Source organism: Sphingomonas folli (assembly GCF_019429525.1).
In the GTDB taxonomy this organism is placed as follows: domain Bacteria; phylum Pseudomonadota; class Alphaproteobacteria; order Sphingomonadales; family Sphingomonadaceae; genus Sphingomonas; species Sphingomonas folii.
Genome location: NZ_JAHXZL010000003.1, coordinates 1 through 12,081, shown reverse-complemented (window position 1 = coordinate 12,081; position 12,081 = coordinate 1). Strand labels below are relative to the sequence as shown.

The 12,081-nt window shown below is 70.6% G+C and carries 15 protein-coding genes; 13 read left to right on the top strand and 2 right to left on the bottom strand.

What is annotated here, in order from left to right; all coding sequences use genetic code 11:
• Window positions 1–14 precede the first annotated feature (14 nt).
• From ffh to rimM, 4 genes are all read left to right on the top strand, one after another.
• Window positions 15–1,541 carry a signal recognition particle protein gene (gene ffh, locus KZ813_RS04995; RefSeq protein WP_219753884.1) on the top strand — a complete coding sequence of 509 codons (1,527 nt, stop codon included), beginning with the start codon at window positions 15–17 and terminating at the stop codon, window positions 1,539–1,541.
• 94 nt (window positions 1,542–1,635) lie between these two features.
• Complete coding sequence (gene rpsP / locus KZ813_RS04990; protein WP_219753883.1) at window positions 1,636–2,037, top strand: 30S ribosomal protein S16; 402 nt, start codon at window positions 1,636–1,638, stop codon at window positions 2,035–2,037.
• Window positions 2,038–2,105: 68 nt separating this feature from the next.
• A complete protein-coding gene (locus tag KZ813_RS04985) occupies window positions 2,106–2,258 on the top strand; it encodes a hypothetical protein (RefSeq protein WP_219753882.1) in 153 nt (50 codons plus the stop codon).
• Between the two features lie 25 nt (window positions 2,259–2,283).
• Window positions 2,284–2,727, top strand: a complete 444-nt coding sequence (rimM, locus tag KZ813_RS04980; protein WP_219754277.1) for a ribosome maturation factor RimM — start codon at window positions 2,284–2,286, stop codon at window positions 2,725–2,727.
• 145 nt (window positions 2,728–2,872) lie between these two features.
• On the opposite strand, the gene KZ813_RS04975 is transcribed toward rimM, so the two are convergent.
• Complete coding sequence (locus tag KZ813_RS04975) at window positions 2,873–3,781, bottom strand: NAD(P)/FAD-dependent oxidoreductase (RefSeq protein ID WP_219753881.1); 909 nt, start codon at window positions 3,779–3,781, stop codon at window positions 2,873–2,875.
• 52 nt (window positions 3,782–3,833) lie between these two features.
• Between KZ813_RS04975 and KZ813_RS04970 the strand changes: the two genes are divergently transcribed.
• The 8 genes from KZ813_RS04970 (at window position 3,834) to KZ813_RS04935 (ending at window position 10,751) form a co-directional block, all read left to right on the top strand.
• The gene (locus KZ813_RS04970) at window positions 3,834–4,103 is read left to right on the top strand and encodes an antitoxin (RefSeq protein ID WP_219753880.1); all 270 of its coding nucleotides are present in this window, start codon (window positions 3,834–3,836) and stop codon (window positions 4,101–4,103) included.
• A 3-nt stretch (window positions 4,104–4,106) separates the two neighbouring features.
• Entirely contained in the window at window positions 4,107–4,496 is a 390-nt protein-coding gene (locus KZ813_RS04965; RefSeq protein WP_219753879.1) for a type II toxin-antitoxin system VapC family toxin, read from the top strand.
• Window positions 4,493–5,221, top strand: coding sequence for a tRNA (guanosine(37)-N1)-methyltransferase TrmD (gene trmD, locus KZ813_RS04960; protein WP_219753878.1), 729 nt, complete (start codon window positions 4,493–4,495; stop codon window positions 5,219–5,221). The genes KZ813_RS04965 and trmD overlap by 4 nt, the downstream gene beginning before the upstream one ends.
• Window positions 5,222–5,225: 4 nt before the next feature.
• Window positions 5,226–5,609: a 50S ribosomal protein L19 gene (gene rplS / locus KZ813_RS04955; protein WP_219753877.1), complete on the top strand. Its 384-nt coding sequence runs from the start codon at window positions 5,226–5,228 to the stop codon at window positions 5,607–5,609.
• A 383-nt stretch (window positions 5,610–5,992) separates the two neighbouring features.
• Window positions 5,993–8,224: a S9 family peptidase gene (locus tag KZ813_RS04950; protein WP_219753876.1), complete on the top strand. Its 2,232-nt coding sequence runs from the start codon at window positions 5,993–5,995 to the stop codon at window positions 8,222–8,224.
• 85 nt (window positions 8,225–8,309) lie between these two features.
• Complete coding sequence (locus KZ813_RS04945; RefSeq protein ID WP_219753875.1) at window positions 8,310–9,383, top strand: aspartate-semialdehyde dehydrogenase; 1,074 nt, start codon at window positions 8,310–8,312, stop codon at window positions 9,381–9,383.
• A 179-nt stretch (window positions 9,384–9,562) separates the two neighbouring features.
• Complete coding sequence (locus KZ813_RS04940) at window positions 9,563–10,009, top strand: GFA family protein (protein ID WP_219753874.1); 447 nt, start codon at window positions 9,563–9,565, stop codon at window positions 10,007–10,009.
• A complete protein-coding gene (locus tag KZ813_RS04935; RefSeq protein WP_219753873.1) occupies window positions 9,990–10,751 on the top strand; it encodes an alpha/beta fold hydrolase in 762 nt (253 codons plus the stop codon). The genes KZ813_RS04940 and KZ813_RS04935 overlap by 20 nt, the downstream gene beginning before the upstream one ends.
• Before the next feature lie 140 nt (window positions 10,752–10,891).
• Here the strand turns inward: KZ813_RS04935 and KZ813_RS04930 are convergent, their stop codons facing one another.
• Window positions 10,892–11,743 carry an ABC transporter permease gene (locus KZ813_RS04930; protein ID WP_219753872.1) on the bottom strand — a complete coding sequence of 284 codons (852 nt, stop codon included), beginning with the start codon at window positions 11,741–11,743 and terminating at the stop codon, window positions 10,892–10,894.
• A 61-nt stretch (window positions 11,744–11,804) separates the two neighbouring features.
• Between KZ813_RS04930 and KZ813_RS04925 the strand changes: the two genes are divergently transcribed.
• The coding region (locus KZ813_RS04925) for a GcrA family cell cycle regulator (RefSeq protein ID WP_219753871.1) at window positions 11,805–12,081 on the top strand (277 nt) is incomplete at its 3' end.

The following is a 12,081-nucleotide window of genomic DNA, read 5'->3' as shown; positions in this document are numbered from 1 at the left end:
GGGAAGGATACACGATGTTCGATAGCCTCAGCGATCGTCTCGGCGGCGTCTTCGACCGGTTGCGTGGCCGCGGCGCGCTGACCGAGGCCGACGTGCGCGCGGCGATGCGCGAGGTGCGCGTCGCGCTGCTCGAGGCCGACGTCGCGCTGCCGGTCGCGCGCGCCTTCGTCGACGAGGTCACCGAGGAAGCGGTCGGGCAGAACGTGCTGCGCTCGGTCACGCCGGGGCAGCAGGTCGTCAAGATCGTCAACGACGCGCTGGTGCGGATGCTGGGCGGCGACGATCCCGCCGCGGCCGAGCTCCAGCTCAACGTCGCGCCCCCCGCGGTGGTGATGATGGTCGGCCTGCAGGGCTCGGGCAAGACCACGACCACCGCCAAGATCGCCAAGCGCCTGTCGAGCAGCTCGATGACGGGGCGCTCGGCCAAGAAGGTGCTGATGGCGTCGCTCGACGTCAACCGCCCCGCCGCGCAGGAGCAGCTCGCCACGCTCGGCACGCAGGTCGAGGTGGCCACGTTGCCGATCGTCGCGGGCCAGCGGCCGGTCGAGATCGCGCGCCGCGCGCTCCAGGCCGCGAGGCTCCAGGGCTTCGACGTGCTGATGCTCGACACCGCGGGCCGGCTCCACGTCGACCAGGCGCTGATGGACGAGATGAAGGCGGTCGCCGAGGTGGCGGCGCCGCAGGAGATCCTGCTCGTCGTCGACTCGCTGACCGGCCAGGACGCGGTCAACGTCGCGCAGAACTTCTCCGAGCAGGTGCCGCTCACCGGCGTGGTGCTCACCCGCATGGACGGCGACGCGCGCGGCGGCGCCGCGCTGTCGATGCGCGCGGTCACCGGAAAGCCGATCAAGTTCGCCGGCGTCGGCGAGAAGCTCGACGCGCTCGAGGCCTTCCACGCCAGCCGAGTCGCGGGGCGGATCCTCGGCATGGGCGACGTCGTCAGCCTGGTCGAGCGCGCCGCCGAGTCGATCCAGCAGGAGGACGCCGAGCGCATGGCGAGCCGGCTCGCCAAGGGCCAGTTCGACATGAACGACCTGCGCGGCCAGCTCGCGCAGATGAAGCGCATGGGCGGGCTGGGCGCGCTCGCCGGCATGCTGCCGGGCATGAAGAAGGCGCAGGCGGCGATGGACTCGGTGCCGGGCAGCGACAAGATGCTGGTCCATCTCGACGCGATGATCGGCTCGATGACGGTCAAGGAGCGCGCCAAGCCCGAGCTGATCAACGCCAAGCGCAAGATCCGCATCGCCAAGGGCTCCGGCACGACGGTGCAGGAGGTCAACAAGCTCCTCAAGATGCACCTCGAGATGTCGACCGCCATGAAGAAGATCAAGAAGATGGGCGGCCTGAAGGGCATGATGGCGATGCTCGGCAAGGGCGGCCTCGGCGGCCTGGGCAACGCCATCGGCGGCGCCGACATGGGCGACATGATGGGCAAGCTCGGTGGCCCGGGCGGCGGTCCGGGGCTGCCCGGGCTCCCCGGCGGCGGTCTGCCCGGCAACATCCCGGGCGGCCTGCCGCCCGGTTTCCGGTTCAAGAAGTAGCGGTGCGCGCCCCGGCGGCGCGGACGTGACGACCATCACCTAGACGATCCCGGCGCGTGCCGGGGCACAGACAGACAGAAGGAAGACGAATACCATGGCACTCAGCATTCGCCTGTCGCGCGGCGGCTCGAAGAAGCGTCCCTATTACCGCATCGTCGTCGCCGACGCGCGCAGCCCGCGCGACGGCAAGTTCATCGAGAAGATCGGTAACTACAACCCGCTGCTGGGCAAGGACGACGAGAAGCGCATCGTGCTCGACGGCGAGCGCGCCAAGCACTGGCTCGGCATGGGCGCGCAGCCGACCGACCGTGTCGCCCGCTTCCTCGACGCCGCGGGCGTGAAGGAGCGCGCCGTGCGCAGCAACCCGAAGAAGGGCGAGCCGGGCGAGAAGGCCAAGGAGCGGGCCGAGGAGCGCGCCGAGAAGCTGAAGGCGCAGCAGGAGGCCGCCGCGGCCCCGGCCGAGGCCGCCGAGCCCGAGGCGGCGAGCGCGGAGTAAGCGGCGCGGGGAAGCCGATCGTCGTCTGGCGCGTTACCCGGTTCCACCGAGAGCCGGAGTGACACAGGATGATGATCGACCCCGACCCGCGCACGGCGCCCGACGACGATGACGACTCGACCACCCAGGACGCGACCAACCGGGGCGTCTCGAGCGAGCAGCCCGCCGAGGGGGACGACGACGCCCCCGCCGGCGGCCCCGGCTCGCCCGACCAGGGCTGACGCGGCGCCGGCCGACCCCGACACGGTGGTGCTCGCCGCCGTGGCGGGGGCGCACGGCGTCGCCGGCGAGGTGCGCCTCAAGGTCTTCGCCGAGGCGCTCGACGCGCACCGCTCGTTCAACGGCGGCGCGCTCACGCTGGTGAAGCTGCGCGACGGCACGATCGCGCGCTTCGCCGAGGTAACCGACCGCAGCGCCGCGGAGCAGCTGCGCGGCACCCTGCTCACCGTCAAGCGCGCGGATCTGCCGCCGTTGGGCGAGGGTGAATATTATCACGCCGACCTGCTCGGGCTCACCGCGGTGTCGACCGACGGCGAGCAGGTCGGGCGCGTCGTCGCGGTGGAGAATTTCGGCGCGGGCGACGTGATCGAGATCGAGCGTGACGGCGGCACGCGCTTCATGGTGCCGATGAACGCGGTGCCCGAGTGGGACCGCGAGCGGCTGGTGGTAGAGGCCGGCTTCGTCGAGTGAGGGGAGGCGAACGGTCCTCTTCTTCCTTCCCTTCGCCGTCATCCCGAGCTTGTTTCAGGATCCACCGTGCCGCAGTGGCACTCGCGGAGCAGTAGATCCTGAGACAAGTTCGGGACGACGCCGAGAGCGGGTAAGGTCCTCACGCTCAGCGCCGCAGCGGCCGCTGCTCCGCCAGCAGGTTGCGGATCGTCGTCGCGGCGACGCCGGCCTCGCCCATGGCATGGCTGATCTGGTCCAGCCCTTTCACCACGTCCCCCGCCGCGAAGAGCCCCGGCACGCTGGTGCGCTGATGGTCGTCCACCTCGAGGCAGCCGTCCTCGCTCGCGCGCGCGCCCGCCTCGATCGCCAGGTGCGAGCGTATGCGCGAGCCGAGCGCGGGGTAGATGCTGTCGAACGCCATGCGCCCGCGCGCGGTGTCGAGCGCGAGGCGGTCGTCCTCGATCGCATAGCCGCCGCAGGGTCCGTCGACGCGCACCACCCCGGCGTCGTCGAGCGCGTCGGCGCAGGCGGGGTCGAGCAGATGCTCCGCCTCGGGCGCGATCAGCGTGATGTCGCGCGTGAAGCCGCGCAGGAACAGCGCCTCGCGCATGCCGCGATCGCCGGTGCCGATCACCGCGACGCGCCGGTCGGTCACCTCATAGCCGTCGCACACCGGGCAGTAGCGCAGCAGCCCGCGCGCCAGCGCCGGGTCGTGCACCTCGGGGAGCAGCCCGTGCGGGCGGTGGTTCACCACCCCGGTCGCCAGCAGCACGGTGCGCGCGCGGTACGTGCCCTGGTCGGTGGTGGCGACGAAGCCGTCGCCGTCGCGTGCCAGCGCCGTCACCATCACGGGCTCGCGCCGCGCGCCGTATTTCTCCGCCTGGGTGAGCATCAGTCGCAGCAATTCGGTGCCCGCGACCCCGTCGGGATAGCCGGCGTGATTGTGCGTGCACGGGATCATCGCGGCGCGGCTCGAGCCCGAGTCGAGCAGCCGGATCGAGAGATGATAGCGCGCGAGGTAGATCGCGGCGGTTAGTCCGGCGGGCCCGGCACCGATGATGAGGCAGTCGTCCATCTTGCTGTCGTCCCCGCCTGTATATACATCCCGTGCATACGGGAGATCGGCGATGAGTAACGAATATCGCGCCAAGGTGTTCAAGTCCGGCAATTCGGTCGCGCTGCGCCTGCCCAAGGCGCTGGGCTTCGAGGAGGGCGACGATGTCACGCTGGTGCCGCACCGCGACGGCTCGTGCAGCGTCTGGCGCGACGATCAGGCGGCGGCGGTGCTGGATGGCCTTTACGGCGCCTTCTCGCCCGAGTTCATGGCGGCGGGGCGCGGCGAGATCGAGCAGGACGAGCGCGACTGGCGCACGCCCGCTCGCGACACTGCCGCCTGACGCATGTACCTGCTCGATACCAACGTCTGCATCGACTTCGCGCTCGCGCGGAGCGAGCGGCTGCGCGCACGGATCCGCGCGCAGAACGGCCGTGACCTCGGCCTGTCGACGATCACGCTGGCGGAATTGCGCTACGGCGCCAACCGCCCCGGTGTGGATACCGCGGACGAGGCGCGGCTCGACGTTTTCGTCGGGGTGCTGGGCGTTCATGATTTCGACCGCGCCGCGGCGGAGCGCTACGGCACCCTAGCGGCATCGACGTCGCCGCGCCGTCACAGCTTCGACCTGCTGATCGCCGCGCACGCGCTCTCGCTCAACGCCACCCTTGTCACCAACAATGAGCGCGACTTCGCGGGCGTCCCCGGCCTCGCCGTCGAGAATTGGACGCGATGACCTTCCGCGCCACGATCCTGACGCTCTACCCTGAGATGTTCCCCGGCCCGCTCGGCACCGCACTCGCCGGCCGCGCGCTGCGTGAGGGGCGGTGGACCTGCGACGCGGTCAACATCCGCGACTTCACCGAGGATCGCCATCGCACCGTCGACGACACGCCCGCGGGCGGCGGGGCGGGGATGGTGCTGCGCGCCGATGTCGTGAGCCGCGCGGTCGACGCGCACGCCGACGGTCGCCCGCTGATCGCGCTCACCCCGCGCGGCGCGCCGCTGACGCAGCGTCGCGTCCGCGACCTCGCCGCCGGCGATGGCGCGGTGCTGCTGTGCGGCCGGTTCGAGGGGTTCGACGAGCGCCTGTTCGAGGCGCGCGCGGTGGAGCAGCTCTCCATCGGCGACTATATCCTCTCGGGCGGCGAGATGGCGGCGCTGGTGCTGCTCGACGCTTGCGTTCGGCTGCTTCCCGGCGTAATGGGCGCGGCTTCGAGCGGGGACGAGGAGAGCTTCGAGAGCGGCCTCCTCGAATATCCGCACTACACCCGACCTGTCGAATGGGAAGGGCGCACGATCCCCGAGGTGCTGCGATCGGGGGATCATGCGAGGATCGCGGCGTGGCGTCAGTCACAGGCCGAGATCGACACACGGCTACGGCGGCCAGACCTGTGGGAGCGCCACGAGGGCGCTCGGGTCGGCTCGCCCTCTGGCGCGCGGCACGGAAGTAAGGATTGACGCGATGAACCTGATCCAGACGCTCGAGGCCGAGCAGATCGCCAAGTTCCACGAGAGCAAGAAGCTCCCCGAGTTCCGCCCCGGCGACACGCTGAAGGTCGGCGTGAAGGTGGTCGAGGGCGAGCGCACCCGCGTCCAGAACTTCGAGGGCGTGTGCATCGCGCGCTCGAACAAGGGCATGGGCTCGTCGTTCACCGTCCGCAAGATCAGCTTCGGCGAGGGTGTGGAGCGCGTCTTCCCGCTCTACTCGCCCAACGTCGACTCGATCGAGGTGGTGCGCAAGGGCGCGGTGCGTCGCGCCAAGCTCTACTATCTGCGCGGCCGCACGGGTAAGTCGGCGCGCATCGCCGAGCGCCGCGACAACCGCGTGCAGGCGGCGGCCGAGTAAGCGGTCCCGGTTCCGACAGGAGCGCGAGGGGCGCGGTGGGAGACCGCCGCGCCCCTTTCTCGTGGAGGTTGGCGGGCATCGCACCGCCGGCTTGCCGTCGCTGGAGGAGTGCGGAGCGGGCCCCATACATCTACGTGCCACCCCGGCGAGCGCCGGGGTCCAGGTGGGGAACGCTGGTGACTGCCACCCACGCCTTCCCGACTGGACCGCGGTGTCCGCCGGGGGTGGTGTCTCTTTGATGGGGAGTGCTCGTGTCGTCGTCGGCGGTCTATCGGAGGAAAGGGCGCTCCCACCACGACAGCATGGGTGACGCTTTACCTCACCGCCTCCCGCCGCGATAAGGGCGGCGCGCCCGGGCCCGGGTCGCAGTCCCGGAGGAATGGATGCGTTCATGGTTGGCGGTGTTGGCGCTCGCGACGGTAGCAACGGGAGCGCTCGTGGCTGAGTCCGCGCAGGCGCGCGCGACGAGACCTGCCCCGCAGCGCCTCACGCTCGACCGCATCTTCGCCGCGCCCGATCTCGGCGGCCAGCAGCCGCGCGCGCTCAAGCTCTCGCCCGACGGCCGGCTGCTCACCTTTCTCCGTCCGCGCGCCGACGATCGCTTTCGCCTCGACCTCTGGGCGCGCGACCCCGCCACCGGGCAGGAGCGGATGCTGGTCGACAGCACGCGCGTCGGCAGCGGCGCGGCCTTGTCCGAGGCGGAGAAGATGCAGCGCGAGCGCGCGCGCATCGGCGCGCTGACCGGGATCATCCGCTACGACTGGTCGCCGGACGGGCGTCAGCTGCTGGTCCCGGCCGACGGTGACCTCTACCTGGCCGGGCTCGACGGCGCGACGCGGCGGCTGACCGAGGTGAAAGGGGGCGTACTGAACGGCGAGGTGTCCCCGCGCGGCGGCTATGTCAGCTACGTTCGCGACCAGAACCTGTGGCTCCAGCCGCTCGTCGGCGGCGCCGCGCGCGCGCTCACCCAGGGCGGCGGGGGCACGGTCCATTTCGGTGAGGCCGAGTTCGTCGCGCAGGAGGAGATGGACCGGCGGACCGGCTATTGGTGGAGCCCCGATGACCGCTACGTCGCGGTCGAGCGCTTCGACGAGGCGCCGGTGCAGGTCTTCACCCGCGCCGCGATCGGCGCGACCGGCACCAGCATCTACCAGCAGCGCTACCCCGCCGCGGGTACGCCCAACGTCGCGGTCGAGCTTCACGTGATGCGCGCCGATGGCAAGGGCCAGGTGAAGGTCGACCTCGGCACCGACCCCGACATCTATCTCGCGCGGGTGGACTGGCTGCCCGACGGCTCGGCGCTGCTCGTCCAGCGCGAGAACCGCGCGCAGACCAGGCTCGACGTGCTCCGCGTCGACCCGTCCACGGGCCAAGCGACGCTGTTGTTCGGCGAGACCGCGGCGCCGCGCAGCTGGATCAACCTCACCGACAGCTATCGCGCGCTCGCCGACGGCGGCCTGCTGTGGCGCTCCGAGCGCGACGGTTACGGCCACCTCTGGCTGCTGCGCGGCGGCACGTGGACCCAGCTGACCAAGGGGCCATGGGTGGTCACCGGGCTGGTCTCGGTCGACGAGGCCGCCGGCAAGGTCTATTTCATGGCCAACAAGGACGACGTGCTGGAGCAGCAGCTCTACGTCGTCCCGCTCGCCGGCGGCACGCCCGAGCGGCTGACCGAGCGCGGCTGGCAGAACAGCGTGACTGCCGACGGCGCGGCGCAGCGCTTCCTGGTCACGCGCTCCAACCCCAACCAGCCGCCGCAGGTCTATCTCGCCGACGCCACCGGCAAGCGGCTGGCCTGGGTCAACGAGAACAGGGTCGAGGGTGATCACCCCTATGCGCCCTACCTTGCCGCGCACCGCCCGACCACGTTCGGGACGATCCGGGCGGAGGACGGCACCGAGCTGCACTGGCAGATGGTCACGCCCAGGCTCCAGCCCGGCAAGCGCTACCCCGTGTTCTTCCAGCATTACGGCGGCCCGGGGCCGCAGAACGTCGCGCGCGACTGGAAGAACCCGCTGATCCAGCACATCGTCGACCGCGGCTGGATCTATTTCGAGCTCGACAATCGCGGCTCGGCCAATCGCGGGGTCACGTTCGAGAGCGCGATCTGGCACGCGATGGGCACGGTGGAGGTCGCCGACCAGCGCGCCGGTGCCACGTATCTGAAGACGCTGAACTACGTCGACCCGAAGCGGATCGCCACGTACGGCTGGTCCTACGGCGGCTATATGTCGCTCAAGATGATCGAGGCCGATCCCGGCCTCTACGCCGCGGCGATCTCGGGCGCGCCGGTTACCGACTGGCACCTCTACGACTCGCATTATACCGAGCGCTACATGGGCGACCCCCGCACCGACGCCGCCGCCTATGACGCGTCGCGCGCGGTGCGCGACCCGAAGCGCGTCACCACGCCGCTGCTGCTGCTGCACGGCATGGCGGACGACAACGTCTTCCTCGACAATTCCACCAAGGTGGCGGCGAGCCTGCAGGCGGCGGACATGCCGTTCGAGCTGATGTTCTATCCCGGCAAGACCCACTCGGCGGTGCGCGACATCCACGTGTGGACGACGATCGAGCGCTTCCTCGACGCGCAGGTGGGCAGCGGCCCCAAGTAAAGCTTGCTGTCGCGCACGCGGCGGGCGCATTAGGGCCGCCGCGGGGTCAAGCTGCGCGCGCCGAGCGCGCCGGGAAGGACGAGAGATGGGCTATCGGGTGGTGGTGGCGGGGGCCACGGGCAACGTCGGGCGCGAGATGGTGAACATCCTCGCCGAGCGGGACTTCCCGGCGGACGAGATCGCGGTGCTGGCGTCGTCGCGCTCGACCGGCGACCAGATCGAGTACGGCGACACCGGCCGCATGCTCACGATCAAGAACATCGAGCATTTCGATCCCGCCGGCTGGGACATGGCGCTGTTCGCGATCGGCAGCGAGGCGACCAAGGTCTACGCGCCCAAGTTCGCCGCGGCGGGCTGCGTCGTGATCGACAATTCGTCGCTCTACCGCATGGACCCGGACGTGCCGCTGATCGTCCCCGAGGTGAACGCCGCGGCGATCGACGGCTATAAGCGCAGGAACATCATCGCCAACCCGAACTGCTCGACCGCGCAGATGGTGGTGGCGCTCAAGCCGCTGCACGACGCCGCCACGATCAAGCGCGTGGTGGTGGCGACCTACCAGTCGGTCTCGGGCGCGGGCAAGATCGGCATGGACGAGCTGTTCGAGCAGAGCCGCAACATCTTCGTCGGCGACCCGGCCGAGCCGAAGAAGTTCACCAAGCAGATCGCCTTCAACGTGATCCCGCATATCGACAGCTTCCTGGACGACGGGTCGACCAAGGAAGAGTGGAAGATGGTGGTCGAGACCAAGAAGATCCTCGATCCCAAGATCAAGGTGGTGGCCACCTGCGTGCGCGTGCCGGTGTTCGTCGGCCATTCCGAGGCGCTCAACATCGAGTTCGAGAACGAGCTGTCGGCCGAGGACGCGCAGCGCATCCTGCGCGAGGCGCCCGGCGTGATGCTGGTCGATAAACGCGAGGACGGCGGCTATGTCACCCCGATCGAGAGCGCGGGCGACGATGCCACGTATGTCAGCCGCGTGCGCGAGGACCCGACGGTGGAGAACGGGCTCGCGCTCTGGTGCGTCAGCGACAATCTCCGCAAGGGCGCGGCGCTCAACGCGGTGCAGATCGCGGAACTGCTCGGCCGCCGCCACCTCAAGAAGGCGGACGAGACCGACGATGCCGCCTTCGACGCGGTGTTCGCCGACGGGGAGTGAGCGGGACGACGGGCACGCCGGTCGCGTTCCGCCCCTGATCCGCTCGTGCCGAGGAGACCGAGCCCCTCGGCGCCTCGCCTCGAGGTGGAACGTCGCGCGGCCGGGGCGGGCCGTGGGGCGCGTTTACCCGGTCGCGCCATCGCGCTAGGCCGCGATCCTCGAGGGATGGGAGTGGCGACATGGCGCGCGAGATGACCGGGGGGTGCCAGTGCGGCGCCGTGCGCTACGCCGTGCGGGTCGAGGACGACGACGCCTATCTGTGCCACTGCCGCATGTGCCAGCGCGCGACCGGCGGCGTGTTCGCCGCGCTCAAGCAGGTACGTCGCGACTCGGTCACCTGGATCACGCGAGAGCCCGACCGTCGCAGCTCCTCGCCGATCGCGCGGCGCGGCTTCTGCCGCGACTGCGGCACGCCGCTCACCTATGAGGGGAACGGCGCCGACCAGCTCGACCTCACCGTCGGCAGCTTCGACGACGCTGGCTCACTCCGTCCGGTCGGCCATTTCGGCGTCGAGGGTCGCCACGCCGCCTGGGTCGACACCGCTGGCCTGCCCGCCAAGCGCACCGACGAGCTCCCCCATATCGTCAGCAAGTGGATGGAAACGAGTGGCAAGCTCCCCGACTGAGACGCGCTTCCTCGACAGTTTCGACGGCCATCCGATCGCCTGGCGGGAGCTCGGCGAGGGGCGCCCGCTGGTCCTGATCCACGGCTATTTCTCGGACGCGCGCACCAATTGGCTGCGCTACGGCCACGCCGAAGCGATCGCGGCACGCGGTGTCCGCGTCGTCATGGCCGACCTGCGCGCGCACGGCGAGAGCGGCAAGCCGCACGACCCCGCGGCTTACCCGCCCGACGCGCTGGCCATGGACGGCGAGGCCCTGGTGCGGCATCTCGGTCTGACGGACTATGACCTCGGCGGCTACTCGCTCGGCGCGCGCACCGTGGTGCGGATGCTCGCGCGCGGCGCGACGCCGCGGCGCGTGGTGCTCGCCGGCATGGGGCTGGACGGGATCGTCGGCGCCGAGCGGCGCGCCGATCATTTCCGCCACATCCTCACCCGACTCGGCCAGCACGAGCGTGGCAGCCCCGAGTGGCTCGCCGAGGCGTTCCTCAAGACCACCGGCGGCGACCCGGTCGCGCTGCTCGGCGTGATCGACACGTTCGCGAGCACGCCCGCCGAGCAGCTCGCGACGCTCGACCGCCCGACCTTGGTGCTCAGCGGCGCCGACGATCACGATAACGGCTCGGCCGCGGCGCTCGCCGACGCGCTGCCGAACGCGCGCTATGCCGAGATCCCGGGCAATCACATGAGCGCGGTGACCAAGCCCGAGCTGGGCCAGGCAATCGCCGACTTCGTGACCGATTAGATCCTCCCTGCTCGCGGGGAGGTGGCAGCGCGCCAGCGCTGACGGAGGGGGCTCTCCTCGCGGCGCAGCGCTCGCGGAGATCCCCCTCCACCATGCTCCGCATGGTTCCCCTCCAGCGAGCGGGGAGAAGCTCGCGCGGGTCAGCTCTTCAGCTTCCACCCGCGCTTCAGCAGCACGTAGCACAGCACGCCCAGCGCGACGTCGATCGCCAGGATCACCACGCTGCCCACCGCCACCGGCGAGTCGGCGCTGCCGAGGAAGCCGTAGCGGAAGCCCGAGATCACGTAGAAGAACGGGTTGACGTGGCTGAACGCGCGGAACGCGGGCGCGAGATGGTCGACCGAGTAGAAGGTGCCCGACAGCAGGGTCAGCGGCGCGATCAGGAAATTGGTCACCGCCGCGGCATGGTCGAACTTGTCCGCCCAGATCGAGGTGAGCACGCCAGCGAACGACAGGAACATCGCGCCGAGCAGCCCGAACCACAGCACGGCCAGCGGGTGCACCGGGGTCACGTGCACCCCCGGCCACAGCGCCATCGCCAGCCACACCGCGCAGCCGACGCAGAAGGCGCGGGTCACCGCCGCGCCGACCAGCGCCGCCAGCAGCTCGCTGGTCGACAGCGGCGGCTGGAGATAGTCGACGATATTGCCCTGGATCTTGCCGACCAGCAGCGAGAAGCTGGCGTTCGCGAAGGCGTTGTTGAGCATGCCCATCACGATCAGCCCGGGCGCGATGAAGTCGGCGAAGGCGACGGGCGCGCCGCCGACGTTGACCGGGCTGCGCGCGCCGTTCGCGACGGTGAAGATGACGAGGAACATCAGCGTCGTCACCGCCGGCGCCCAGACCGTCTGGAGCTGCACCTTGAAGAAACGGCGCACCTCCTTCACATAGAGGGTTCGCAGGCCGCCCCAGTTGACGTTCCGGATCACCGGTTCGCCGGGGGCGTGCCTGATGGCTGACGGAATATGTCCGGTAGGAGGCTGGCTGCTCATCGCCTGTGCGGGTAACCGCTGCGGCGCGCGCCCGCAACCGGAACGCTAGAGGAAGACAAGGATGTCCTGGACCGACGAGCGGATCGACACGCTGAAGACGATGTGGGAGGCGGGTCAGACCGCCAGTCAGATCGCCGAGGCGCTCGGCGGCGTGAGCCGCAACGCGGTGATCGGCAAGGCGCATCGCCTCGGCCTCCAGTCGCGCCCGTCGCCGGTGACGACCAAGGAGGAGTCGCGCGCCGCCGAGCCGGCGCCGGCTGCCGCGGCGCCGCCGCCGCCCGCGCCCAAGCCCGCGCCGGTGCGCGCCGCCGCGCCCGCACCCGCCGCGCGCCCGGCCC